Origin of the sequence: Burkholderia sp. BCC1208 (assembly GCF_902833095.1) — a bacterium.
GTDB lineage: Bacteria > Pseudomonadota > Gammaproteobacteria > Burkholderiales > Burkholderiaceae > Burkholderia.
The window spans coordinates 160,154-184,174 of record NZ_CADFDY010000008.1; the positions used below are offsets into that span (position 1 = coordinate 160,154).

Consider the following 24,021-nt stretch of genomic DNA (forward strand, 5'->3'; position numbering starts at 1 on the left):
CCGGCTCGACGCGTCGGCGTTGCGCGGCCGGCGCGTGCGGGTTACACCAGCTTGCCGGGGAACTGACTGTCGGGATCTTGCATCGCGAGTCGTTGCCGATCCATGAAATCGCGCAACGTGTCGATTCCGCGCAACTGCAGGATCGTGTTCCGGACGGCCGCCTCGACGAGCACCGCGAGGTTGCGGCCGGCCGCCACCTGGATCGTGACCTTGCTGATCGGCAAACCGAGCACGTCGACGGTCTGGCTTTCGAGCGGCAGGCGCTGGAATTCGCCGTCGGGACGCCGCACGAGCTGGACGATCAGCTTCAGCTTCATTTTCCGGCGCACCGCGGTTTCACCGAAGATCGTCTTGATGTCGAGCAGGCCGAGGCCGCGCACTTCGAGCAGGTTCTGCAGCAGCGGCGGGCAGCGCCCTTCGACGAAATCGGGGCCAAGACGGACGAAATCGACCGCGTCGTCGGCGACGAGGCCGTGTCCGCGGCTGATCAGCTCGAGGCCGAGTTCGCTCTTGCCGAGGCCCGAATCGCCGGTCAGCAGCACGCCCATCCCGAGGATGTCGAGGAACACGCCGTGCAGCGTCGCGCGCGGCGCGAGGATGCGCGACATGTAGAGCCGCAGGCTGTCGATCACCGCGGCGGCCGACATCGGCGTCGTGAACAGCGGCGTGGACGAGCGCGTGCAGCGCAGCACCAGTTCGGGCGGTGCCGCGGCGCCGCCGGCGACGACGAGGAACGGCGGCTCGAGCGCGATCAGCTCGGCCATGTGGCGCGAGCGGTCTTCGTCGGTCTGGCGCTGGTAGTAGTCGATTTCGGCTTCGCCGAGCACCTGGATCCGGTTCGGGTGGATCAGGTTCAGGTGGCCGACGAGGTCGGCGCTCGACGTTGCGTTGCCGACCGTGTCGGCCGAAAAGCCGCGTTCCCAGCCTTCATGCCCCGTCAGCCAGCTCAGTTTCAGCGTGGCTGCGTTGTCGTCGAAGATGCTCTGGGCGTTGATGCTGGACGTATCCATCACTCTCGTCACTCCAATGGGCCGGTGCGGGCGCGCGGCGACGGACGTCGCCATGCCGGGCCGGCGCCGAGCGGCCCTGGACGGCGGCGTGTGCCGCCTAGTACGGGGAAATATTCCGCCCGGAACAACTCAAGGTTGCCACTGAGTGAGCAGGCGATGCAACTCGGCGATATCCGTTTCGTTGTGCAGACGCTCGCGGGCGTCGCGATCGGACAGCAGTTGCGCGATTTCCGACAGGATCTCGAGGTGCTGCTGGGTGGCTTGCTCCGGGACGAGCAGGAAGATCAGGAGGCCGACCGGCTGGCCGTCGGGCGCTTCGAACGGGATCGCCTCGGAGAGGCGGACGAACGCGGCGAGCGGGTGCTTGAGGCCCTTGATGCGGCCGTGCGGAATCGCGACACCTTCGCCGAGCCCGGTCGAACCGAGGCGCTCGCGCGCGAACAGGTTGTCCGTGACGGTGCTGCGGCCGATGCCATTCTGATTCTCGAACATCAGCCCGGCTTGTTCGAAGACGCGTTTCTTGCTGGTGACCGAGAGGTCGATGACGACGTTCTCTATGGGCAGGATTTTGGCTAGGCGATTCATGTTGGCAGGCGATTGGGCGGCCTGGGGTCTCCTTGCGGCGGCGGACTGATTTTCCATGTTCGGCGATATCACGGCATGTGGCATGGCAACCTGCAACGCAGCTACCGCAATCCAACACCCCCCGGCGATAACCGGAACATTATAGAGCACAGCCGCGTGCGTGGCGCGGCACGGACGGACCGGCCGCACCTTCGCGCGGAGTGGCAAAAAAAACGCCCGGCGAACCGGGCGGCGTGCGTGTCGCAGTGACGGTTATTGCGGCGGCAGTTCGATCTGGTCGATCGACGGCTGCAGCTTGATCGGGTCGTGCGCGTGCGTTTGCAGGCGCTCCATGTGCTTGACGACCTGGCGATCCAGCTTGTCGATCAGCAGATCGATCGCGGCGTACAGGTTGCCGTTCGCGCTTTCGACGAAGATGTCCTTGCCCTTCAGGTGCAGGTTGATTTCCGCGCGCTGCTGCTTGTCCTTTTCCTTGTGGTTGTCGACCGAGAGGATCACAGTGCCATCGATCACCTGATCGCTATGCCGTAGCACCCGGTCCAGCTTGGTGATCACGTATTCGCGAATTGCAGGCGTGACTTCGAGATGATGTCCACTGATCTTCAGGTTCATAGTGCTTCTCCAAGCGAGTGACCACCCGGCCGCATCGAGGCGGCGCTCCGGCCGACTTGCCCGTGCCGCACGAGGCGGCGTATCGCGGACAGGTCGCCCGGCCTGTTCCCCGTGTGCGCGGTGGCCGGAACACGCCTGCCGCCGGGCAGGCAGCAGGCTTAAAGAGACTTGCGCAGATTCACTGCCGGGATCTTGAGGGCTTCGCGATATTTGGCAACCGTGCGGCGCGCGACCACGAAACCCTGTTCTGCCAGCAGCTCGGCAATGCGGCTGTCCGAAAGTGGCGATTTTGGGTCTTCAGCTCCTATCAGTTGCTTGATGAGGGCTCGGATGGCGGTCGACGAAGCGGCGCCACCGGTGTCGGTCGAAACGTGAGATCCGAAGAAGTACTTAAATTCCAGCGTCCCGAACGGGGTCAGCATGTACTTCCCGGTTGTCACACGGCTGACAGTCGACTCGTGTAGGCCCAGCGTATCAGCTATTTCCCGCAAAACCAAGGGGCGCATGGCAATTTCACCGTGCGCAAAGAAATTCTTCTGACGCTCGACAATAGCCTGCGCGACACGCAGGATCGTCTCGAAACGCTGCTGGATATTCTTGATCAACCAGCGTGCTTCCTGAAGCTGCTGCTTCAGCGATCCGGCCGCCGGATCGCCGCGGCTGTTGCGCAGGATGTTCGCGTACAGGTTGTTGATCCGCAGGCGCGGCATGACCTCCGGGTTGAGCTCCGCGAGCCATCCCTGGCCGGCCTTCTTCACGATGATGTCGGGCACGACGTAGTCGGCCTCGGCCTTGCCGTATGCGGCGCCGGGAAACGGCTCGAGCGAGCGGATCAGCGCGTGCGCGTCGCGCAGCGCGTCGTCGCTCGCCTTCAGGTGCTTGCGCAACCGTGTGAAGTCGCGCGCGGCGAGCAGTTCGAGATGCTGCGACACGATCTCGAGCGCGAGCGTGCGCGTCGGGGACGGATCGAGCCGCAGCAACTGCAGCTTCAGGCATTCGGAAGCCGAGCGCGCGCCGACGCCGGCCGGGTCGAAGCTGTGCAGCAACGCGAGCGCCGCGTTCAGTTCGTCGCAGTCGATGTCCAGTTCGGGCGGCAGGTCGGCGAGTACTTCGTCGAGCGTGGCGGTCAGGTAGCCGTCGTCGTCGAGCGATTCGATCAGGAACATCACGAGCGCGCGATCGCGCGGGCCGGCCTGCGTGACGCGCAACTGCGCGGACAGGTGCTCGCGCAGCGACGTCGCGGCTTCCTGCACCTGCAGCGGCGGCAGGTCGTCGTCGTCGGACGCGCCGCTCGAGCGGCCGTAGTCGTCCAGGTTCCACTGCGGGCCGTCGTTGCCGTCGCCCGACCCGTAACCGTCGTATTCGTCGGCGCCGGCCGGCTCGTCGCGCTCCGCGCGATCGCTGGACGTGCCGCTGCCGTTCGTCGCGGCGGGCTCGGTGTTTTGTGCGGGCGGCGTCTGCGCGATCAGCGATCCGTCCGACGCGACGCGCAACGGGCTCGCGATCCATTCGTCGTCGCTCTCGAGCAGCGGGTTCTGCGCGACGGCCATCGCGACTTCCTGCTGCAACTCGAGCGTCGACAACTGCAGGAGCCGGATCGACTGCTGCAGCTGCGGCGTCAGCGCCAGATGTTGCGACAGGCGGAGTTGAAGGCTGGCTTTCATGGCAAGGAGGGAGTCATACCGGCAGTTTGCCACGACCCAGGCGCATTGAGCCATCCGCGATTACGCGCGGCGCGCCGCCTGGCCGCGGGCATGGCCGCGGGCGTGGATGCAAGCGGGGCGCGGCCCCGCGCGGCGATGCCGGGCGGGGTGCAGCCAGCCACGAGGAGGGAGTTACATGCGGAAGTGTTCGCCGAGGTACACGCGGCGCACGCTTTCGTTTTCGATGATTTCGCTCGGCGCGCCGGCGGCCAGCACCGAACCGTCGCTGATGATGTACGCGTGGTCGCAGATACCGAGCGTTTCGCGGACGTTGTGGTCCGTGATCAGCACGCCGATGTTGCGTTGCTTCAGGAACTTGACGATCTTCTGGATCTCGAGCACCGCGATCGGGTCGACGCCGGCGAACGGTTCGTCGAGCAGGATGAAGCTCGGGTTGGTCGCGAGCGCGCGCGCGATTTCGACGCGGCGCCGTTCGCCGCCCGACAGCGACAGCGCGGGGTTCTCGCGCAGGTGACCGATCTGCAGTTCGTCGAGCAGCGCTTCGGTGCGCAACGAGATCGCGTCCTTCGACAGCCGCTTGCCGTCTTCGCCGTACTGCAGCTCGAGCACCGCGCGGATGTTCTCCTCGACGGTCAGCTTGCGGAACACGGACGCTTCCTGCGGCAGGTACGACAGGCCGAGCGACGCGCGCTTGTGGATCGGCAGCAGGCTGATCGAGCTGCCGTTCAGCGAGATTTCGCCCGCGTCCGTCGGCACCAGACCGACGATCATGTAGAACGACGTGGTCTTGCCGGCGCCGTTCGGGCCGAGCAGGCCGACGACTTCGCCGCTCTTCACGTCGAGCGACACGTCCTTGACGACCGTGCGCGAGCCGTAGCGCTTCTTCAGGTTGCGGACGACGAGCGAGCTCGTGGTGCCGGCCGGCTGGCGGTTCGGGAGCGCGTTCATTGGCCGGGCGCTCCCTGGATCGTGGTGGACGGCGACAGCTTGGCCGGCGCCCCGTTCAGCGGCGCGGGGCCGCCGTTCTTCGGCGACAGCATCGCGCGCACGCGGCCGTTCGGGTTGCCCGGCGCGGCGACGTCCTTGCCGCCCTTCGCGGTGTAGAAGTCGCGCTGGCCGTCGTACGTGATCACGCTGCCGTGCACGGTATCGGCGATCGTCGACGTGCCCTGCAGGCGGCGCACGGTCGCGGCGGTGGTCAGCGTGGTCAGGTCCTGCTTGCCGTCGTAGTCGATCCGCTCGGCGTCGCCGTCGATGTATTCGTCGAGGCCTTCGCGCTTCTGGCGGAACGTCGCGTGCTTCTTGCCGCTGCCGAACGACGTCGCGTACTGGTAGCCTTCCGGGTCCTGGCGCACTTCGACACGATCGCCCTTGATGATGATCGTGCCCTTCGTGATCACGACGTTGCCGGTCGCGACCGTGACCTGCTTCAGATCGTCATAGGTCAGGTTGTCTGCCTCGACGTTGATCGGCTTGTTCTGGTCGGCCTTCTCGGCATGGGCGAGCGGCGCCAGCCCGACCAGCGGGAGCGCCACGAGCGTCGCGGCGAGCGCGGCGCGGACGGCGCGCGCAGCGCCGCCGGAAATCTGTCGAGGGAACGGTTCGTTCATGCAGTCACGTGAGGGATGCGTCACTTGGGTTGACCTTTCGAGCCGCCGGACGTGTCCGCCGCGGCGATCGTGCCGCGCACGTTGCCGTAAAGCTCGATGACCCGGGTGACGTTGTTGTACTTCATGCCGTCGGTCGCGTTGACGAGCGACAGGCCGCGCTGAAGTTTAACCGGCTTTTCGGTCTGGATCACATCGTCATTGACGAAGATCCGGAAATGCTGGGAATCGGCCTGCATCTGCGGGTCGCCGCCGCCGGCCGCGCGCAGGATCCGCGCATCGTCGTACAAATCGACGATCGACACGTCGCCGTTGACGGTGCCGCGCTTCGCGGTGGTCGTCACGACGGGCTTGCCGGGCTGGAACGCGCGCATGGCCGGATCGGTCAGGTCGCTGCTTTCGGTGTCTTCGTAATGGACCAGCTTCGCGGCCGTCAGCCGGTACTGGGTCGTGCCGGACTGGTCGAGCTCGGTGACCGAGAAGTTGTCCGCGAAATAGTCGGGCGTATGGCGCTTCGGCTGCACGGCGCCCTCGCCGGGCGGCGGCAGCGTGGCTTGCAGCAGCCACCAGGTGACGCCCGCGAGCGCGGCGACCGCGGCGAGCGGCAGCATCTGGGTCCAGCGGAAATGCGTGCTCATCGGTCAGGCTCCGCAGACGGCGGCGAGCAGCGCGTCGTAGCGGCGCTGCGCGCGCAGGATCGCATCGCAGACCTCGCGCACGGCGCCGTGGCCGCCGCGGGCCTCGGCGACCCAGTGCGCGCGGGCGATCACCTCGGGGTGCGCGTTCGCGGGGGCCGTGGCGAAGCCGCAGCGCAGCATGACCGGCAGGTCGGGCCAGTCGTCGCCCATGTAGCCGCATGCGTCGGCCGTCAGGCCGAGCGACGCGATCAGGTCGGCGAACACGGCGAGTTTGTTCTCGACGCCCTGGAACAGGTGCGCGATCTTCATTTCCTTCGCGCGTGCCGCGACGATGTCCGAGCGGCGGCCCGTGATGATCGCGGTCGCGATGCCGGCTTCGCCGAGCAGCTTCACGCCGTGACCGTCGAGCGAATTGAACGATTTCATCGCGTCGCCGGCCGCGGTAAACAGCAGGCCGCCGTCGGTCAGTACGCCGTCGACGTCGAAAATCATCAGCTTCACGCGGCTCGCGCGTTCGGCCGCAGTCAGTGCTGCGCTCATCAGATCACCTTCTTCGAAAACAGGTCGTGCATGTTCAGCGCGCCGATCAGCGCGCCGTCGGCATCGACGACCAGCATCTGGTTGATCCGGTGGCGCTCCATCAGTTCCACGGCCTCGACCGCCAGGTGATCCGGCGCGATCGTGCGCGGGTCGCGCGTCATGACTTCGGTGATCGGCAGCGTGCGGAAGTCGCCGTCGCGCGCGAGCACGCGGCGCAGGTCGCCGTCCGTGAAGATGCCGACGACCTTGCCGCCGGCGTCGACCACGGCCGTCATGCCGAGGCGCTTCACGGTGATCTGGAACAGCGCGTCCGACAGCGTCGCGTTCAGCCCGACGGACGGGACGTCGTCGCCCGAGCGCATCACGTCGCGCACGTAGGTGAGCAGGCGCCGGCCGAGCGCGCCGCCCGGATGCGAGCGCGCGAAATCTTCCGAGCCGAAGCCGCGCGCGTCGAGCACGGCGACGGCGAGCGCGTCGCCGAGCGCGAGCGCGGCGGTCGTGCTCGCGGTGGGCGCGAGGTTCAGCGGGCACGCTTCCTTCGACACCGCGGCGTTCAGGTTCACGTCGGCGAGCGTGCCGAGGCTCGACCCCGCGCGGCCCGTGATCGCGATCAGCTTCGCGCCGATCCGCTTCACGAGCGGCAGGATCGCGACGAGCTCTTCCGATTCGCCGGAATAGGAGATGCCGATGAAGACGTCGTCGGAGGTGACCATCCCGAGGTCGCCGTGGCTGGCCTCGGCAGGGTGGACGAAGAAGGCCGGCGTACCGGTGCTGGCCAGCGTGGCTGCGATCTTGCGGGCGATATGCCCCGATTTGCCGATGCCGGAGACCACGACGCGGCCGCGGCAGTCGAGCAGCAACGCAACGGCCTGGACGAAGCCGCCGTCGAGCTGGTCACGCAGCGCGCGCACGGCGTCCGCCTCGATGTCGAGCACGTCGCGGGCGAGCGCGAGCGCCCGATCATCATTGATTTTCGCTATCATGCGCGGAGTATAGCAAAGGCGTTTGTTCGCCGCGCCGCGCCTTCGGACCCGTCCGATGTCGCTTGCCCACCGCCACCACCCGCGCCCGCATTGCCGTGGCCCCGACGAACGAGGACGCTTCGCCTGTGATTTCCCCGCTCGAAATGACCCTGCTGCTGCTGCTGGCCTCGGTGGTGGGCGTCGTCGTATTCCGCTCGTTGAACCTGCCGCCGATGCTCGGCTACCTGACCGTCGGCATCCTGGTCGGCCCGCACGCATTCGGCGTCGCGGCGGATCTCGAACGGGCCGAGCACCTGGCGGAGTTCGGCGTGGTGTTCCTGATGTTTTCGATCGGCCTCGAATTCTCGCTTGCGAAACTGAGGGCGATGCAGCGGCTCGTGTTCGGGCTCGGCCTGCTGCAGGTCGTCGCGACCCTCGTGCTCGCGCTCGTGCTCGGCGCGCTGTTCGAGCGCTGGGTGCACATCACGTGGCAGGGCAGCATCGCGCTCGGCGGCGCGCTCGCGATGTCGTCGACGGCGATCGTGTCGAAGATGCTCGCCGAGCGGCTCGAGATCGAGACCGAGCACGGCCGCAACATCTTCGGCGTGCTGCTGTTCCAGGATCTCGCGGTCGTGCCGCTGCTGATCGTGATCGCCGCGTTCGGCGCCGAATCGTCGAAGGACCTCGCGATCACGCTCGGCTTCGCGGCGGTCAAGATCGTGATCGCGCTCACGCTGCTGCTGGTCATCGGCCAGCGTTTCATGACGCGCTGGCTCAACGTCGTCGCGCGGCGCCGCTCGCAGGAGCTGTTCGTGCTGAACCTGCTGCTCGTCACGCTCGGCGCCGCGTTCATCACCGACCGCTTCGGCCTGTCGCTCGCGCTCGGCGCGTTCATCGCGGGGATGCTCATCTCCGAGACGCCGTTCCGCCATCAGGTGGAAGAGGACATCAAGCCGTTTCGCGACGTGCTGCTCGGCCTGTTCTTCGTGACGACGGGGATGCTGCTCGATCCACGCGTGATCTGGGAGCATCCGTTGATCGTGCTCGGTTTTTTCGTCGGGCAGATCCTGTTCAAGGCGACCATGATCGCGGGGCTCGCGCGGCTGTTCGGGGCGACGCCGGGCGTCGCGATGCGCACGGGCATCGGCCTCGCGCAGGCCGGCGAATTCGGCTTCGTGCTGCTGAACCTGATCCTCGACCGGCATCTCGTCGATTCGACGCTGCTGCAGGCGATCCTCGCGTCGATGCTGCTGTCGATGCTCGCCGCGCCGTTCCTGATCCAGAACGCCGACCGGATCGTGATGCGGCTGTCGTCGACGGAATGGATGCAGCAGTCGCTGCAGATGACGCGGATCGCGACGCAGAGCCTGAAGCAGCGCGGCCACGTGATCATCTGCGGCTATGGCCGCGCGGGCCAGAACCTGGCGCGCATGCTCGAGCAGGAAGGCATTTCGTACGTCGCGCTCGACCTCGATCCCGATCGCGTGAGCGCGGCCGCGACGGCCGGCGAATCGGTCGTGTTCGGCGACGCGGCGCGCCGCGAATCGCTGCTCGCGGCCGGTATCCACCGTGCGGCGGCCGTCGCGATCACCTACGCGAACACGCCGTCCGCGCTGCGCGTGCTCCATCACGTGCACGAGCTCGAGCCGACGCTGCCGGCGATCGTGCGCACCGTCGACGATGCCGATCTGGAGAAGCTGCTCGCGGCCGGCGCGACCGAGGTGATTCCGGAGATCGTCGAGGGCAGCCTGATGCTCGCGTCGCACACGCTGGTGCTGGTCGGCGTGCCGATGCGCAAGGTCGTGCGGCGCGTCGAGGAGATGCGCGACGAGCGCTACAGCCTGCTGCGCGGCTATTTCCGCGGCGCGGACGACGCGGACGACGACGATCACGAGCAGGTGCGGCTACAATCGGTGCCGGTCGATGCACGCGCGGACGCGGTCGGGCGCTCGCTGGAAGAACTCGGGCTGTACGCGCTCGGGCTGGAAGTCACGGCGATCCGCCGGCACGGCATTCGCGGCGTCGAACCCGATCCGCAGACCAAGCTGCGCGCGAGCGACATCGTGGTGCTGCGCGGGCTGCCCGAGGCGCTCGCGCTCGCGGAGGAGCGGTTGTCGCGCCATCGGCGCGATCCGCCGGCCGCGGCTGCGTGAGCCGCGATTCACAACCTGACCCGTATTGTTCAGAAACGGTGCCCGATCTTCGCGCACCGTTTTTTTCGGAGAGTTTCATGCCGCATTCGTCGTCGGGCGCACCGCTCGATCCGGTCGCCTTCATCCACAGCCAGATCCGCACGGTGCCCGACTGGCCGCAGCCGGGCGTGCAGTTCCGCGACATCACAACGCTGCTGCAGAGCCCGAAGGCGCTGCGCATCCTCGTCGACCTGTTCGTCGAACGCTATGTCGATGCGAAGCTCGATTACGTCGCGGGGCTCGACGCGCGCGGCTTCATCATCGCGCCGATCGTCGCGTACGAGCTGAGCGTCGGCTTCGTGCCGATCCGCAAGGTCGGCAAGCTGCCGTACAAGACCCGTTCGGAATCGTACGACCTCGAATACGGCAGCGCGACGGTCGAGATCCACGAAGATGCGTGCCGCCCCGGCGACCGCGTGATCGTCATGGACGACCTGATCGCGACCGGCGGCACGATGATGGCGGGGCGCAACCTGCTGCAGCGGCTCGGCGCGGTGGTCGTCGAAGGCGCGGCGATCATCGACCTGCCCGATCTCGGCGGCTCGGCGCTGCTGCGCAACGCCGGCCTGCCCGTCTATACCGTCACCGAATTCTCCGGCCACTGAACGCCGGTGCGCTCGGGGCTTGCCGCTCCGGCTTGCCCCGGTTCACGTTACGCAGCGAGGTCACGATGCCCAACTTCATGCTGTTTCTCGCCACGTCGATCGCGATCACGTTCGCGCCGGGTCCCGACAACCTGCAGGTGCTCGCACGCGGCATCTCGCAGGGCCGCGCGGCCGGCTTCGTCGCCGCGCTCGGCTTCACGGCGGGGATCCTGTTCCACACGACGCTCGCGGCGCTCGGCGTCGCGGCCGTGCTGCGTTCGTCGCCGGTCGCGTTCCAGATCCTGAAGCTCGCGGGCGCCGCGTACCTCGTGTGGATCGGCATCAAGGCGCTGCGCAGCCAGGGCCTCGCGAACGCGCATGCGCGCCCGCCGCAGCCGCTCGGCGCGATTTTCCGGCAGAGCATGATCGGCAACCTGATGAACCCGAAGGTCACGCTGTTCTTCGTCGTGTTCCTGCCGCAGTTCGTCGATCCGCACGGCGCGCAGGGCGTGACGCTGCAGATGTTCGAGCTCGGCGCGCTGTTCATGCTGCAGACGGCCGCGGTCTTCTCGCTGTTCGGCGTCGGCGCGGGCATGATCGGCGCGTGGCTGAAGCGTCGCCCGAAGGCCGGCGTGTGGCTCGACCGGATCGCCGGCGCGACGTTCATCGCGATCGGCATCCGCGTCGCGCTGAAGGACTGAGCGCCATGACGTTTCCGTGCATCGCGGCCGCGCGCCGCTTCGATCCGGCCGCGCACCTGCGTTTCGAGATCGCCGGCCAGGCGGTCGGCTGGGTGCGCCGCCAGGACGTCGCGAAGCTCGCGCGCTGGCCCGACGTGTTCGAGTTGACCGGCGAGCGGGTCGTGCTGTCGGCGCGCTACGATTCGGTCGACGCGCGCAGCATGGCGCTCGCCGGCGCGATCGGCGCGCTCGCCGCCGAAGGCGCGATTCCCGGCTGGCGCGACGAGATCTACGCGATCCGCAACCGCTTCGACGATCCGCCGCTCGCCTACATCGAGCGCGCCGCGTCGCGCTTCTTCGGCACGCAGACCTATGCGGTGCACGTGAACGGCATCGTAGAATATGCGGTTACGCCGGGCGAGCCGGCCGCCGCGGCCGCGCCGAAGATGTGGCTCGGCCGCCGCAGCGCGACCAAGGCCACCGACCCCGGCATGCTCGACAACGTCGTCGCGGGCGGGATCGGCTGGGGGCTGGGCGTTCACGAGACGCTCGCGAAGGAATGCTGGGAAGAAGCCGGCATTCCGGCCGAGCTGGCGGCGCGCGCGATCGCGGGCCGCACGGTGCAGGTGCTGAACGCGCTGCCGGAAGGCACGCAGTCGGAACTGATCTTCGTGTACGACCTGCCGCTGCCGCACGACTTCGCGCCGCGCAACCAGGACGGCGAAGTGGCCGAACACCTGCTGGCCGGCGTGCCCGAGGTGATCGGCTGGTTGCGCGAAGGCCGCGCGACGATGGATGCGAGCCTCGCGACGCTCGATACGCTGCTGCGCCACCGCTGGATTCCGGCGGCCGACGCGGCCGGCATCGACGCGCTGTTCGTGCCGGCCGCGTGACGCGCGCCGCGCGGCGCGAACGGGCAATTTGACGAATACGGAAACAATGGGAGTCGCGGTCATGCCGACCGATCACAGCTTTATCTTGAAACTGTCGTGCCCCGACCGGCACGGCATCGTCCATGCGGTCTCGGGCTTCCTGTTCGAGCGCAGCAACAACATCCTCGATTCCGCGCAGTTCGGCGACAGCCGCACCAGCGAGTTCTTCATGCGCGTGCACTTCGAGCAGGACGGCGGCGGCGTGGATGCTGCGTCGGCGCTCGACACACTTCGCAAGGAATTCGCGCCGCTCGCCGAACGGTTCTCGATGCGCTGGGAGCTGCACGACGCGGCCGTGAAGCCGCGCGTCGTGATCATGGTGTCGAAGATCGGCCACTGTCTGAACGACCTGCTGTTCCGCTATCGCACCGGCCAGTTGCCGATCGAGATTCCGGCGATCGTGTCGAACCACAAGGAGTTCTACCAGCTCGCGGCGAGCTACAACATTCCGTTCCATCACTTCCCGCTGATCGGCGGGTCGTCCGATGCCGCGAAGGCCGCGCAGGAAGCGCGCGTGCTGGAAGTGATCGACGAGCATCAGGCCGATCTCGTCGTGCTCGCGCGCTACATGCAGATCCTGTCGCCGAACATGTGCGAGCAGCTCGCCGGGCGCGCGATCAACATCCACCATTCGTTCCTGCCGAGCTTCAAGGGCGCGAAGCCGTACTACCAGGCGTTCGACCGCGGCGTGAAGCTGATCGGCGCGACCGCGCACTACGTGACGACCGATCTCGACGAAGGCCCCATCATCGAGCAGGAAGTCGAGCGCGTCGACCACAGCATGACGCCCGACCAACTGACCGCGATCGGTCGCGACGTCGAGTGCGTGACGCTCGCGCGCGCGGTGAAGTGGCACGTCGAGCACCGGGTCGTGCTGAACGGGACGAAGACGGTCGTGTTCCGCTGATCCGCCGACGCCGAAAGGCGGGCTCCACGAGCAAAAACGCCGCGCCCTTCACGGGGCGCGGCGTTTTTTTACGCCGTCGGCGAGCGGGCGGCCTCAGATCAACCGCAGCAGGTACAGCTCGCGTTTCAGGTACGCATAGAAGATCGGCGCGGCGATCACGCCCGGCAGCCCGAACGCGGCTTCCATGATCAGCATCGCGAGCAGCAGCTCCCACGCGCGCGATTCGATCTGGCCGCCGATGATCTTCGCGTTCAGGAAGTATTCGAGCTTGTGGATGACGACGAGGAACGCGAGCGACGCGATCGCGGTGCCCATGCTGACCGACAGCGACACCGCGACGATCAGCGTGTTCGAGATCAGGTTGCCGATCACGGGCAGCAGGCCGACGATGAACGTGACGAGCACGAGCGTTTTCGACAGCGGCAGCCGCTGGTGGAAGATCGGCAGCGCGACGAGCAGGTAGATGCCGGTGAAGGTCGCGTTGATCGCCGAGATCTTGATCTGCGCGAACACGATGCGGCGGAACGCATCGGAGAAGCGCGACACGCGCGTGACGAGCGCGGTCGACAGCGGCCGGCGCACCTTGCCCTGCTCGACGCCGATCGCGATCATCGCGCCGATGATCATCCCGAACAGCACGTGGCCGAAGCCGCGCGCGACGCTCTTGCCGCTTTGCTGGAGCTGGTCCATGTGCGAGTGCATCAGCACGGCCGCCTTCGTCTTCATCTGTTCGACATCGACGGGCAGCAGATTCGCGATCCAGGCCGGCGTGCGTGCGCGCGTCTGCTCGACGATCTGCATCAGCTGGTCGAGCAGGCTCTGCAGGTTCGGCACCGTGTGCTCGAAATGCTCGATGATGCCGATCGTCAGGCCGGTGAGCCCGCCGACGATCGCGATCGACAGCAGCACGACGGCGACCCAGCGCGCGCGCATGCTCGTGGTATGGCGCTCGATCACGGGCGCGATCGTGTGGATCAATTGATAGACGAGCAGGCCGGCCAGCATCCCGCCGAGCAGCCGGAGCTCGAGGACGAGCCACATCATGACGAGCGCGAAGAGATAGCTGCCGACCTCGAGCGCCGACAGCTTCGGCAGGCTCAAGTCGCTCGTCAGCCGCACGCTGCGCAGATGCGGCTCGCGGTTCTGCGTGTCGCGCGACTCCTGTTGCTTCTCCATCGTGGATTCCTGTCGTCCGTGTGTCGTGCCGGGCGCCGCGCGGCAGAGCGCCGCCCGCCCGGCGCCGCACCGGATTGGTGCGGATGGCGAACCTTACGACCGTAAAGTATAGCTGCCATTATGGTCCGCAATCGGGCCGTTTGGCGCGTGGTGTAAACGCAGAAGGGAAAACGAGGGGGCGCGGCCTTCCTTCGGCGCGCGCGCGGCCGGGCGGCCGCGCGCGGGGAAGGGCGGAACGGGTGTCAGCCGGCCGCGACTTTGCGGGCCGCACGCTTGAGCAGCGGCGCGAGGTACTTGCCGGTGAAGCTCGCCTTCGTCTTCGCGACCTGCTCGGGCGTGCCCTGCGCGATGATCTGGCCGCCGCCGGCGCCGCCTTCGGGGCCGAGGTCGATCACCCAATCGGCCGTCTTGATCACGTCGAGGTTGTGCTCGATGATCACGACCGTGTTGCCCTGGTCGCGCAGCCGGTGGATCACTTCCAGCAGCAGTGCGATGTCGTGGAAGTGCAGGCCGGTGGTCGGCTCGTCGAGGATGTACAGCGTGCGGCCGGTGTCGCGCTTCGACAGCTCCAGCGACAGCTTCACGCGCTGCGCCTCGCCGCCCGACAGCGTCGTGGCCGACTGGCCCAGGCGGATGTAGCCGAGGCCGACGTCGAGTAGCGTCTTCAGCTTGCGCGCGATGACCGGCACCGCGCTGAAGAACTCGTACGCGTGCTCGACCGTCATGTCGAGCACTTCGCTGACGTTCTTGCCCTTGTACTGCACTTCGAGCGTTTCGCGGTTGTAGCGCTTGCCGTGGCACACGTCGCACGGCACGTAGACGTCCGGCAGGAAGTGCATCTCGACCTTCAGCACGCCGTCGCCCTGGCACGATTCGCAGCGGCCGCCCTTCACGTTGAACGAGAAGCGGCCCGGATCGTAGCCGCGCTCCTTCGAGGTCGGCACGCCCGAGAACAGCTCGCGGATCGGCGTGAACAGGCCCGTGTACGTGGCCGGGTTCGAGCGCGGAGTGCGGCCGATCGGCGACTGATCGACGTTGATCACCTTGTCGAAGTGCTCGAGGCCCTCGATCGCCTCGTGCGGCGCCGGCTCGGCCGACGAGCCGTACAGGTGGCGCGCGACCGCGTGATACAGCGTGTCGTTGATCAGCGTCGACTTGCCGGAGCCCGACACGCCGGTGATGCAGGTCAGCAGCCCGACCGGCAGTTCGAGATCGACGTGCTTCAGGTTGTTGCCGTGCGCGTCGACGATGCGCAGCATCCGCTCCGGATCGGGCGCGAGCCGCTCGTCCGGGTACTCGATGACGCGCTTGCCGAGCAGGTACTGGCCGGTCAGCGATTGCGGGTTCGACTGCACCTGTTTCGGCGTGCCTTCGGCGACGACCACGCCGCCGTGCTCGCCCGCGCCGGGGCCCATGTCGACGACGTAGTCGGCCGTGCGGATCATGTCCTCGTCGTGCTCGACGACGATCACCGAGTTGCCGAGGTCGCGCAGATGCTTGAGCGTCCCGATCAGGCGGTCGTTGTCGCGCTGGTGCAGGCCGATCGACGGCTCGTCGAGCACGTACATCACGCCCGTCAGCCCCGAGCCGATCTGCGACGCGAGCCGGATCCGCTGCGCCTCGCCGCCCGACAGCGTTTCGGCGCTGCGCTCGAGCGACAGGTAGTCGAGGCCGACGTTGTTCAGGAACGTCAGGCGCGCGACGATTTCCTTGATCACCTTGTCGGCGATCTCGCGCTTCGCGCCTTCGAGCGTCAGCCCGTCGAAATAGCCGAGCGCGTCGCGCAGCGGCCAGCCGCTGATTTCATAGATGCCGCGCGCGTCGTCGCCGGTGCCGATCCGCACGTGGCGCGCCTCGCGGCGCAGGCGCGTGCCGTCGCACGACGGACACGGCTGGTTGTTCTGGTATTTCGACAGCTCTTCGCGCACCGCGACCGAATCGGTCTCGCGGTAGCGGCGTTCGAGATTCGGGATGATCCCCTCGAACACGTGCTCGCGGATCGTCGTGCGGCCGCGCTCGTTGATGTACGAGAACGGGATCGTCTGCTTGCCCGAACCGAACAGCAGCACCTTCCGGATCTTTTCGGGCAGATCCTCGAATGCGGCGTCGATGTCGAATTCGTAGAATGCCGCGAGGCTCTGCAGCATCTGGAAGTAGAACTGGTTGCGGCGGTCCCAGCCCTTCACCGCGCCGGCGGCAAGCGACAGCGACGGGTGCGCGACGACCCGCTTCGGGTCGAAGAACGTGATCTGGCCGAGGCCGTCGCATTCCGGGCACGCGCCCATCGGGTTGTTGAAGGAGAACAGGCGCGGCTCGAGCTCCTGCAGCGAGTACGAGCAGATCGGGCACGCGAACTTCGAGCTGAACAGGTGCTCGCGGTCGGTATCCATCTCGAGCGCGATCGCGCGGCCGTCGGCGAGGCGCAGCGCCGTCTCGAACGATTCGGCGAGCCGCTGCTTCATGTCCGGGCGCACCTTCAGGCGATCGACGACGACGTCGATGGTGTGCTTGTCGTTCTTCTTCAGCTTCGGCAGCGACTCGACCTCGTAGATCTTCGCGACGCCTTCGTTCGCGGTGCCGCCACCCGAGCGCACGCGAAAGCGCACGAAGCCCTGCGCCTGCATCTCCTCGAACAGCTCGGCGTGCTCGCCCTTGCGGTTCGCGACGACGGGCGCGAGGATCATCAGCTTGGTTTCCTCGGGCAGCGCGAGCGCCGCGTCGACCATCTGCGACACGCTCTGCGCCTCGAGCGGGATGTCGTGGTCGGGGCAGTACGGCGTGCCGACACGTGCGTACAAAAGTCGCAGGTAGTCGTGGATTTCCGTGACCGTGCCGACGGTCGAACGCGGGTTGTGGGACGTTGCCTTCTGCTCGATCGAGATCGCCGGCGACAGCCCTTCGATCAGGTCGACGTCGGGTTTCTCCATCAGCTGCAGGAACTGGCGGGCATACGCGGACAGGCTTTCCACGTAGCGGCGCTGGCCCTCGGCATAAAGGGTGTCGAACGCGAGCGACGACTTGCCCGACCCGGACAACCCGGTAATCACGACCAGCTTGTGGCGCGGCAGGTCGAGATTGACGTTTTTCAGGTTGTGGGTGCGTGCCCCACGGATACGGATCTGTTCCATGAACCTGGCGAAAATGGAGGGAACCAAACCTGCTACTATAACGGCTTTTCGAGACCGTCGTTTACGGCCCCCAGCCTTTACGGCAAGTGGCAGCAAGGCGACACCTGCGCCGGGGAAAGCGGTCGCGCCGCACGTTCCGGGCGGTTCGCAGGCCGCCTGCATCCGGCCCCGACGTGTCGTCCGAAAGGCCGCCAGGCCGCCGGTCCTGATCTTCCGCCGCCCGCTGCCGGGCGGACATTCCGATCATTCGAAATTCATTCCCGATGTCCAATCCGTCTGCCACGTCTTCCCGCATGACTGCGCCCGAACTGCGCGCGACCACGTCGCTCGCGGCGATCTTCGCGCTGCGCATGCTCGGCCTGTTCATGATCATGCCGGTGTTCTCGGTCTACGCGAAAACCATCCCGGGCGGCGACAACGTGCTGCTCGTCGGTGTCGCGCTCGGGGCCTACGGCGTCACGCAGTCGCTGTTCTATATCTTCTACGGCTGGGCGTCCGACAAGTTCGGCCGCAAGCCGGTGATCGCCACGGGCCTCGTGATCTTCGCGCTCGGCAGCTTCGTCGCCGCGTTCGCGCACGACATCACGTGGATCATCGTCGGCCGCGTGATCCAGGGGATGGGCGCGGTGTCGTCCGCGGTGCTCGCGTTCATCGCCGACCTGACCTCCGAGCAGAACCGCACGAAGGCGATGGCGATGGTCGGCGGCTCGATCGGCGTGTCGTTCGCGGTCGCGATCGTCGGCGCGCCGATCGTGTTCCACTGGGTCGGGATGAGCGGGCTGTTCGCGATCGTCGGCGTGCTGTCGATCCTCGCGATCGGCGTCGTCCTGTGGATCGTGCCCGATGCGGCAAAGCCCGTGCACGTGCCCGCGCCGTTCGCCGAGGTGCTGCACAACGTCGAGCTGCTGCGCCTGAACTTCGGCGTGCTGGTGCTGCATGCGACGCAGACGGCGCTGTTCCTCGTCGTGCCGCGCCTGCTGGTGGACGGCGGGCTGCCGGTCGCCGCGCACTGGAAGGTCTATCTGCCGGTGATGGGGCTCGCGTTCGTGATGATGGTGCCGGCGATCATCGTCGCGGAAAAACGGGGCAAGATGAAGCCGGTACTGCTCGGCGGCATTCTGGCTATCCTGATTGGCCAATTGTTGCTCGGCAGCGCACCGCATACCATTCTGATTGTGGCGGCGATCCTGTTCGTGTACTTCCTCGGGTTCAACATCCTGGAAGCGTCGCAGCCGTCGCTCGTGTCGAAGCTCGCGCCGGGTTCGCGCAAGGGCGCGGCCACGGGCGTCTACAACACCACGCAGTCGATCGGGCTCGCACTCGGTGGCATCGTGGGCGGCTGGCTGCTGAAGCACGGCGGCGCGAACACGGTGTTTTACACGTGTTCTGGGCTCGTTGCCGCGTGGCTTATAATCGCGGCCAGCATGAAAGCGCCGCCGCGCAAGGCCTGAATCTGATTGTCGGGCAGGCACGGGCGGCGTTCGCCGGCTCGCCCGGCGGGCCGCTCCGACGGCTTTCGCGGGCGGCCCCGCATCGAATTTACTGGAGAAACACATGGCATCCGTCAACAAGGTCATCCTCGTCGGCAATCTCGGCGCCGATCCTGAAGTCCGTTACCTGCCGAGCGGCGACGCGGTTGCGAACATCCGTCTCGCGACGACCGATCGCTATAAAGACAAGGCGAGCGGCGATTTCAAGGAAATGACCGAGTGGCATCGCGTCGCGTTCTTCGGCCGTCTGGCGGAAATCGTCAGCGAATACCTGAAGAAGGGGTCGTCGGTCTATATCGAAGGCCGCATCCGTACGCGCAAGTGGCAGGGCCAGGACGGCCAGGACCGTTACTCGACCGAAATCGTCGCCGAACAGATGCAGATGCTCGGCGGCCGCGGTGGTTCGGGCGGCGGCGGTGGCGGCGGTGACGAAGGCGGTTATGGCGGCGGCTACGGTGGTGGCGGCGGCGGTCGCGGCGAGCAGGCGGAGCGCGGCGGTGGCGGCGGCGGTCGTGCCGGCGGCGCGGCGCGTGGCGGTGCGGGTGGCGGCGGCCAGAGCCGTCCGAGCGCACCGGCTGGCGGCGGCTTCGACGAGATGGACGACGATATTCCGTTCTGATCGCGAGTCGCACCCGCGTATCACGATGGGCCCGAATGTCCGAGTCAAGCCAGTCGCTTGGCACGGGTCTTCGGGCCTTGCTTCGTTTACGTCGCGCCTTCCCGTCGCGCTCCGGATGAAACTTGGCTGACGCACTCCTCGACCTCATCGCTCCCGATCTCGATGTCCTGTTCTGCGGGATCAATCCCGGCCTGGTCGCGGCCGCGACCGGCCATCACTTCGCGGGAAGAAACAACCGCTTCTGGCGCGTGATCCATCTCGCGGGCTTCACGCCGACGGAAATTTCGCCGCAGGACGATCGCGCGATTCTTCAGTACGGCTGCGGGCTGACGGCCGTGGTGCCGCGGCCGACCGCGCGTGCCGATCAGCTTTCGCGCGCGGAATTCATGGCCGCGGCCGCCGTGTTCGAGCAGAAGGTCGCGCAGCATGCGCCGCGCTTCGTCGCGTTTCTCGGCAAGGCGGCGTATTCGGCGCTGTCCGGGCAACGCGAAGTCGCGTGGGGGTTGCAGCCATCACGCATCCGGCATGCGCGAGTGTGGGTGCTGCCCAATCCCAGCGGGAGAAACCTCGCATTCGGCTCGGCGATCTGGTCGATGCGTATCGTGAGCTTCATCTCGCGGCGATGACGGAGAGGCACGATGCGACGCAGTAAGACGGCGGCTGCGTGGCCCGGCGCCATCGTGCCGCGCGCATTCTTCAACCGCATGGCCACCGAGGTGGCGCCGCAACTGCTGAACAAGATCCTCGCGGCCGCGGACGGCCGGGCCGGCCGCATCGTCGAAGTGGAAGCGTATGCGGGCGCGCTCGATCCGGCCGCGCACACCTATCGCGGCAAGACGCCGCGCAACGCGACGATGTTCGGGCCGCCCGGGCACTTCTACGTCTATTTCACGTACGGCATGCACTGGTGCTGCAACTGCGTGTGCGGTCCGGACGGCGCCGGAACGGGCGTGCTGATCCGTGCGCTGGAGCCGCTGCACGGGCTCGATCTGATGCGTGCGGCGCGGCCGCCGCGGACGCGCGATCGCGACCTGTGCCGCGGGCCGGCACGGTTGACGCAGGCGATGGGGATCAGCGGCGCGCAGGATGGCGTCGACCTGGTCGGTGCGCATGAAGGGTTCGCGATCGTCGACGACGGGATGGCGCCGCCCGACGATCTGGCGGGCGGGCCGCGCATCGGCATTCGCGTCGGCCAGGATCTCCCGTGGCGGTGGAGCGTGCCCGGCAACCGCTACGTATCGGGCGCGGTGCCGCGCATGTGACGTGTGCCGCGCACAAGTCGCGTCCGATTCGATCTGCGTCACGCGGCCGCCATGATTGAGCGGCTAAGCTGGCCGTTTCGACGTTTCGATCGAGGGGACACCATGCGGCGGGTCGTATTCAACCAGAAGGGCGGCGTGGGCAAGTCGACGATCGTCTGCAACCTGGCGGCGATCAGCGCGAGCGAAGGATTGCGCACGCTCGTCATCGATCTCGACGCGCAGGCGAACTCGACGCGCTACCTGCTCGGCGACGCCGCGGCGGATGCGCGACCGGGCGTGGCCGGCTTCTTCGAAACCGCGCTGACCTTCAACTTCCGTCCGGTCGACGTCGCGTCGTTCATCCACGCGACCCCGTTCGACGGGCTCGACGTGATGCCCGCACATCCGGATCTCGACACGCTGCACGGCAAGCTCGAATCGCGCTACAAGATCTACAAGCTGCGCGACGCACTGAACGAGCTCGACATGTACGACGCCGTATACATTGACACGCCGCCCGCGCTGAACTTCTATACGCGCTCGGCGCTGATCGCGGTCGAGCGCTGCCTGATCCCGTTCGACTGCGACGATTTCTCGCGCCGCGCGCTGTACACGCTGCTAGAGAACGTGAAGGAAATCCAGCAGGACCACAACGCCGCGCTCGAGGTGGAAGGAATCGTCATCAACCAGTTCCAGCCGCGCGCGAGCCTGCCGCAACGGCTGGTCGACGAGCTCGTCGACGAAGGGCTGCCGGTCCTCGCGTCGCGGTTGTCCGCGTCGGTGAAGATCCGCGAATCGCATCAGCAGTCGATGCCGGTGATCCATCTCGAGCCGACGCACAAGCTCGCGCAGGAGTTCCGCGCGCTGCACCGTGAACTGGCCGGCTGATCCCGCGCCCGACCGCATCGACCGGGGCCGCTTCGAGCGGCCTTTTTTTATCGCAATCCGCAATTCGTCCGATTATTGAATTCGTTATTAATAATACCGAAAACGATTTCATAATAAATCTCGAAAAAAACGATTACATGGGTCGCCGCCAGATTTTTAATGAGGGCCGGTTTTCTAATAAGCGGAATAATGAATTGGTAAATATTGCGCGAAGTCACGATGCGCTATGCTGTAAAAAGGTAAAAAGGCGTTGCGGGTCGGAGTCGGTGGGTATCTCCGGTCGCGAAATCGGCATGCCGCGGGCTTCGACGGGGGCCGTAAAGGGTAATAAGGGTTTACACCTATCATTAATGCCACTTAATTGACAATTAATCGCTCTAGAATGGCTTCCTTCAACTGCCCGTGCTCAAACAGGTAACGGGTCGTCAATAAGGAAGCAGCTGTCGATCAAGCTTCCATTTTTCTTCAAGTCGTCTCTCGCATTGCTAACAGGAGCGTGCCCGATGTCCGTATTTGCCCCCGAAAAACTCGCCGCCGATTATCAATCCGGTATCGCCGCCTGGTTCGCGATCGCCCGTCCGGCGATCCACGGTTTCGAGGCCGTCGTCGAACTCAACCTGCAGGCGGCCCGGACGGCGCTCGAGGAATACGAGGACAAGCTGAAGAACGCGTTCAACAGCAACAACCCGGCCGCGGGCCTCGCGCAGCAGGTTGCCGCGCCGCAGGAAGCGGCCGGCAAGGCCGTGTCGTACGGCCGCCATCTGTTCGACATCGCGGTGTCGACGCAGTCCGAATGGGCGAAGGTCGCGCAGGCGCAGTACGAGCAGAACGACAAGCGCCTGAAGGACGTGCTTGGCGAACTGTCGAAGCATGCGCCGGCCGGCTCGGCACCGGTGGTGGCCGCGCTGAATTCGGCGCTGTCCGCGGCGACCGCCGCGGCCGACTCCGTGCGTGCGGCGACGGGGCAGGCGATTGAAGCGGCGCAGAGCGGCTTCGACGCGGTCAGCGAAACGGCCACGCGCGGCGCCAAGCAGACGGCGTCTGCCGCCCGCAAGGACGCAGCAGCTGCGCGCGGCGAATCGGCTACGTAACCGCGTGAGTGCGTGTCGCGCGCAGGCGCGACACGATTGATCGGCGCCGGATGGCGCCGGACGCCGCGTGTGCCACACGGGGTCCGACGAACGTCCGATGCGCCGCAAGACGACCGTGCACGGTTGCCCGTGCCGCGGTGTGCCGTGCCGACGGTGCGAACAGGCGCTGCCCACCATGCGACGGCATGCGACCGCGCCCGCGCCGGATGGCCCGCCGCACGCCATCGCCACGTGCTGCGGCCTCGTGCCGGCGTCGGAACGACGAACTGATTTCAATGCAGGGATTGAACATGACGGATGTAGTGATCGTATCGGCCGCACGGACCGCGGTCGGCAAATTCGGCGGCTCGCTGGCGAAGATCGCGGCGCCCGAACTGGGCGCGACGGTGATTCGCGCGGTACTGGAGCGTGCGGGCGTGAAGCCCGAGCAGGTCAGCGAAGTGATCATGGGCCAGGTGCTGACGGCCGGCTCGGGGCAGAACCCGGCGCGGCAGTCGCTGATCAAGGCGGGGCTGCCGAGCGCGGTGCCGGGGATGACGATCAACAAGGTGTGCGGCTCGGGCCTGAAGGCCGTGATGCTGGCGGCGAACGCGATCGTCGCGGGCGACGCGGACATCGTGATCGCGGGCGGCCAGGAGAACATGAGCGCATCGCCGCACGTGCTGCCGGGCTCGCGCGACGGGTTCCGGATGGGCGACGCGAAGCTGGTCGACACGATGATCGTCGACGGGCTGTGGGACGTGTACAACCAGTACCACATGGGCATCACGGCGGAGAACGTCGCGAAGGAATACGGGATTACGCGCGGAGAGCAGGACGCGTTCGCGGCGCTGTCGCAGAACAAGGCGGAAGCCGCGCAGAAGGCCGGGCGCTTCGCCGACGAGATCGTGCCGGTGTCGATCCCGCAACGCAAGGGCGAGCCGCTGCAGTTCGCGACCGACGAGTTCGTGCGTCACGGCGTGACGGCGGAGTCGCTGGCGGGGCTGAAGCCGGCGTTCTCGAAGGACGGCTCGGTGACGGCGGCGAACGCGTCGGGGCTGAACGACGGCGCGGCGGCGGTGCTGGTGATGTCGGCGCAGAAGGCGGCGGCGCTGGGCCTGACGCCGCTCGCGCGAATCAAGGCATACGCGAACGCGGGCGTGGACCCGAGCGTGATGGGCATGGGCCCGGTGCCGGCGTCGCGCCGTGCACTGGAGCGCGCGGGCTGGACGCCGGGCGACCTGGACCTGATGGAAATCAACGAAGCGTTCGCGGCGCAGGCGCTGGCGGTGCACAAGCAGATGGGCTGGGACACGTCGAAGGTGAACGTGAACGGCGGGGCGATCGCGATCGGCCACCCGATCGGCGCATCGGGCTGCCGGATCCTGGTGACGCTGCTGCACGAGATGGTCAAGCGCGATGCGAAGCGCGGGCTGGCGTCGCTGTGCATCGGCGGCGGGATGGGTGTCGCGCTCGCGGTCGAGCGCGACTGAGCC

Annotated in this window: 22 protein-coding genes and 1 pseudogene; 12 read left to right on the forward strand and 11 right to left on the reverse strand. The window is 66.9% G+C overall.

Annotated features, from left to right (window positions below):
• Window positions 1-41: 41 nt before the first annotated feature.
• The 9 genes from hprK to kdsD form a co-directional block, all read right to left on the reverse strand.
• Window positions 42-1,010, reverse strand: coding sequence for an HPr(Ser) kinase/phosphatase (gene hprK, locus HWX09_RS20110; RefSeq protein WP_006483133.1), 969 nt, complete (start codon window positions 1,008-1,010; stop codon window positions 42-44).
• 129 nt (window positions 1,011-1,139) lie between these two features.
• Window positions 1,140-1,652 carry a PTS sugar transporter subunit IIA gene (locus tag HWX09_RS20115; RefSeq protein WP_027785459.1) on the reverse strand — a complete coding sequence of 171 codons (513 nt, stop codon included), beginning with the start codon at window positions 1,650-1,652 and terminating at the stop codon, window positions 1,140-1,142.
• Window positions 1,653-1,847: 195 nt separating this feature from the next.
• Window positions 1,848-2,207: a ribosome-associated translation inhibitor RaiA gene (gene raiA, locus HWX09_RS20120; protein WP_006477786.1), complete on the reverse strand. Its 360-nt coding sequence runs from the start codon at window positions 2,205-2,207 to the stop codon at window positions 1,848-1,850.
• A 158-nt stretch (window positions 2,208-2,365) separates the two neighbouring features.
• The gene (locus HWX09_RS20125; protein WP_027785458.1) at window positions 2,366-3,871 is read right to left on the reverse strand and encodes an RNA polymerase factor sigma-54; all 1,506 of its coding nucleotides are present in this window, start codon (window positions 3,869-3,871) and stop codon (window positions 2,366-2,368) included.
• A 171-nt stretch (window positions 3,872-4,042) separates the two neighbouring features.
• Window positions 4,043-4,819 (reverse strand): LPS export ABC transporter ATP-binding protein, encoded by a 777-nt coding sequence (gene lptB, locus HWX09_RS20130; protein WP_027785457.1) that lies wholly within the window; start codon window positions 4,817-4,819, stop codon window positions 4,043-4,045.
• Window positions 4,816-5,481 (reverse strand): lipopolysaccharide transport periplasmic protein LptA, encoded by a 666-nt coding sequence (gene lptA, locus HWX09_RS20135; RefSeq protein ID WP_012329239.1) that lies wholly within the window; start codon window positions 5,479-5,481, stop codon window positions 4,816-4,818. Before lptA ends, lptB begins: the two co-directional genes overlap by 4 nt.
• Before the next feature lie 20 nt (window positions 5,482-5,501).
• Window positions 5,502-6,116: an LPS export ABC transporter periplasmic protein LptC gene (lptC, locus tag HWX09_RS20140; protein ID WP_027785456.1), complete on the reverse strand. Its 615-nt coding sequence runs from the start codon at window positions 6,114-6,116 to the stop codon at window positions 5,502-5,504.
• A 3-nt stretch (window positions 6,117-6,119) separates the two neighbouring features.
• Window positions 6,120-6,656 carry an HAD family hydrolase gene (locus tag HWX09_RS20145; protein WP_027785455.1) on the reverse strand — a complete coding sequence of 179 codons (537 nt, stop codon included), beginning with the start codon at window positions 6,654-6,656 and terminating at the stop codon, window positions 6,120-6,122.
• A complete protein-coding gene (gene kdsD / locus HWX09_RS20150) occupies window positions 6,656-7,639 on the reverse strand; it encodes an arabinose 5-phosphate isomerase KdsD (RefSeq protein ID WP_027785454.1) in 984 nt (327 codons plus the stop codon). Before kdsD ends, HWX09_RS20145 begins: the two co-directional genes overlap by 1 nt.
• 125 nt (window positions 7,640-7,764) lie before the next feature.
• Here kdsD and HWX09_RS20155 point away from each other — a divergent pair, with 125 nt between their 5' ends.
• From HWX09_RS20155 to purU, 5 genes are all read left to right on the forward strand, one after another.
• On the forward strand, window positions 7,765-9,771 hold the full coding sequence (locus tag HWX09_RS20155) for a monovalent cation:proton antiporter family protein (RefSeq protein ID WP_027785453.1): 2,007 nt from the start codon (window positions 7,765-7,767) through the stop codon (window positions 9,769-9,771).
• Window positions 9,772-9,848: 77 nt separating this feature from the next.
• Window positions 9,849-10,415, forward strand: coding sequence for an adenine phosphoribosyltransferase (locus HWX09_RS20160; RefSeq protein WP_027785452.1), 567 nt, complete (start codon window positions 9,849-9,851; stop codon window positions 10,413-10,415).
• A gap of 65 nt (window positions 10,416-10,480) precedes the next feature.
• Complete coding sequence (locus HWX09_RS20165) at window positions 10,481-11,095, forward strand: LysE family translocator (RefSeq protein ID WP_027785451.1); 615 nt, start codon at window positions 10,481-10,483, stop codon at window positions 11,093-11,095.
• Window positions 11,096-11,100: 5 nt separating this feature from the next.
• Window positions 11,101-11,967, forward strand: a complete 867-nt coding sequence (locus HWX09_RS20170; protein ID WP_027785450.1) for an NUDIX hydrolase family protein — start codon at window positions 11,101-11,103, stop codon at window positions 11,965-11,967.
• Window positions 11,968-12,028: 61 nt separating this feature from the next.
• Entirely contained in the window at window positions 12,029-12,913 is an 885-nt protein-coding gene (purU, locus tag HWX09_RS20175; RefSeq protein ID WP_027785449.1) for a formyltetrahydrofolate deformylase, read from the forward strand.
• Between the two features lie 93 nt (window positions 12,914-13,006).
• On the opposite strand, the gene HWX09_RS20180 is transcribed toward purU, so the two are convergent.
• Both HWX09_RS20180 and uvrA read right to left on the reverse strand, forming a co-directional pair.
• Entirely contained in the window at window positions 13,007-14,089 is a 1,083-nt protein-coding gene (locus HWX09_RS20180) for a membrane protein (RefSeq protein ID WP_027785448.1), read from the reverse strand.
• Between the two features lie 242 nt (window positions 14,090-14,331).
• Entirely contained in the window at window positions 14,332-17,217 is a 2,886-nt protein-coding gene (gene uvrA / locus HWX09_RS20185; protein ID WP_027785447.1) for an excinuclease ABC subunit UvrA, read from the reverse strand.
• Between the two features lie 263 nt (window positions 17,218-17,480).
• On the opposite strand from uvrA, the gene HWX09_RS20190 reads away from it, so the two are divergent.
• The 7 genes and pseudogenes from HWX09_RS20190 to HWX09_RS20220 all read left to right on the forward strand — a co-directional run bounded on the left by HWX09_RS20190 (window position 17,481) and on the right by HWX09_RS20220 (window position 24,018).
• The gene (locus tag HWX09_RS20190) at window positions 17,481-18,668 is read left to right on the forward strand and encodes an MFS transporter (protein ID WP_027785446.1); all 1,188 of its coding nucleotides are present in this window, start codon (window positions 17,481-17,483) and stop codon (window positions 18,666-18,668) included.
• A gap of 103 nt (window positions 18,669-18,771) precedes the next feature.
• Entirely contained in the window at window positions 18,772-19,326 is a 555-nt protein-coding gene (locus tag HWX09_RS20195; RefSeq protein ID WP_027785445.1) for a single-stranded DNA-binding protein, read from the forward strand.
• A 122-nt stretch (window positions 19,327-19,448) separates the two neighbouring features.
• Window positions 19,449-19,978: pseudogene (gene mug, locus HWX09_RS20200) on the forward strand (G/U mismatch-specific DNA glycosylase).
• Window positions 19,965-20,588, forward strand: a complete 624-nt coding sequence (locus HWX09_RS20205) for a DNA-3-methyladenine glycosylase (protein ID WP_027785444.1) — start codon at window positions 19,965-19,967, stop codon at window positions 20,586-20,588. The pseudogene mug and the gene HWX09_RS20205 overlap by 14 nt, the downstream one beginning before the upstream one ends.
• Window positions 20,589-20,690: 102 nt before the next feature.
• Entirely contained in the window at window positions 20,691-21,455 is a 765-nt protein-coding gene (locus HWX09_RS20210) for a ParA family protein (RefSeq protein ID WP_027785443.1), read from the forward strand.
• A gap of 503 nt (window positions 21,456-21,958) precedes the next feature.
• Entirely contained in the window at window positions 21,959-22,546 is a 588-nt protein-coding gene (gene phaP / locus HWX09_RS20215; protein WP_027785442.1) for a TIGR01841 family phasin, read from the forward strand.
• Between the two features lie 290 nt (window positions 22,547-22,836).
• Window positions 22,837-24,018 carry an acetyl-CoA C-acetyltransferase gene (locus HWX09_RS20220; protein ID WP_027785441.1) on the forward strand — a complete coding sequence of 394 codons (1,182 nt, stop codon included), beginning with the start codon at window positions 22,837-22,839 and terminating at the stop codon, window positions 24,016-24,018.
• Window positions 24,019-24,021 lie beyond the last annotated feature (3 nt).

Coding starts and splice junctions, on each gene's coding strand:
- lptC (WP_027785456.1), bottom strand. CDS start 6,116: ATGAGCACGCATTTCCGCTGGACCCAGATGCTGCCGCTCGCCGCGGTC.
- HWX09_RS20160 (WP_027785452.1), top strand. CDS start 9,849: ATGCCGCATTCGTCGTCGGGCGCACCGCTCGATCCGGTCGCCTTCATC.
- purU (WP_027785449.1), top strand. CDS start 12,029: ATGCCGACCGATCACAGCTTTATCTTGAAACTGTCGTGCCCCGACCGG.
- lptA (WP_012329239.1), bottom strand. CDS start 5,481: ATGAACGAACCGTTCCCTCGACAGATTTCCGGCGGCGCTGCGCGCGCC.
- hprK (WP_006483133.1), bottom strand. CDS start 1,010: ATGGATACGTCCAGCATCAACGCCCAGAGCATCTTCGACGACAACGCA.
- HWX09_RS20195 (WP_027785445.1), top strand. CDS start 18,772: ATGGCATCCGTCAACAAGGTCATCCTCGTCGGCAATCTCGGCGCCGAT.
- HWX09_RS20180 (WP_027785448.1), bottom strand. CDS start 14,089: ATGGAGAAGCAACAGGAGTCGCGCGACACGCAGAACCGCGAGCCGCAT.
- HWX09_RS20210 (WP_027785443.1), top strand. CDS start 20,691: ATGCGGCGGGTCGTATTCAACCAGAAGGGCGGCGTGGGCAAGTCGACG.
- HWX09_RS20125 (WP_027785458.1), bottom strand. CDS start 3,871: ATGAAAGCCAGCCTTCAACTCCGCCTGTCGCAACATCTGGCGCTGACG.
- HWX09_RS20205 (WP_027785444.1), top strand. CDS start 19,965: ATGCGACGCAGTAAGACGGCGGCTGCGTGGCCCGGCGCCATCGTGCCG.
- HWX09_RS20220 (WP_027785441.1), top strand. CDS start 22,837: ATGACGGATGTAGTGATCGTATCGGCCGCACGGACCGCGGTCGGCAAA.
- phaP (WP_027785442.1), top strand. CDS start 21,959: ATGTCCGTATTTGCCCCCGAAAAACTCGCCGCCGATTATCAATCCGGT.
- HWX09_RS20165 (WP_027785451.1), top strand. CDS start 10,481: ATGCCCAACTTCATGCTGTTTCTCGCCACGTCGATCGCGATCACGTTC.
- HWX09_RS20145 (WP_027785455.1), bottom strand. CDS start 6,656: ATGAGCGCAGCACTGACTGCGGCCGAACGCGCGAGCCGCGTGAAGCTG.
- uvrA (WP_027785447.1), bottom strand. CDS start 17,217: ATGGAACAGATCCGTATCCGTGGGGCACGCACCCACAACCTGAAAAAC.
- lptB (WP_027785457.1), bottom strand. CDS start 4,819: ATGAACGCGCTCCCGAACCGCCAGCCGGCCGGCACCACGAGCTCGCTC.
- kdsD (WP_027785454.1), bottom strand. CDS start 7,639: ATGATAGCGAAAATCAATGATGATCGGGCGCTCGCGCTCGCCCGCGAC.
- HWX09_RS20170 (WP_027785450.1), top strand. CDS start 11,101: ATGACGTTTCCGTGCATCGCGGCCGCGCGCCGCTTCGATCCGGCCGCG.
- raiA (WP_006477786.1), bottom strand. CDS start 2,207: ATGAACCTGAAGATCAGTGGACATCATCTCGAAGTCACGCCTGCAATT.
- HWX09_RS20115 (WP_027785459.1), bottom strand. CDS start 1,652: ATGGAAAATCAGTCCGCCGCCGCAAGGAGACCCCAGGCCGCCCAATCG.
- HWX09_RS20190 (WP_027785446.1), top strand. CDS start 17,481: ATGTCCAATCCGTCTGCCACGTCTTCCCGCATGACTGCGCCCGAACTG.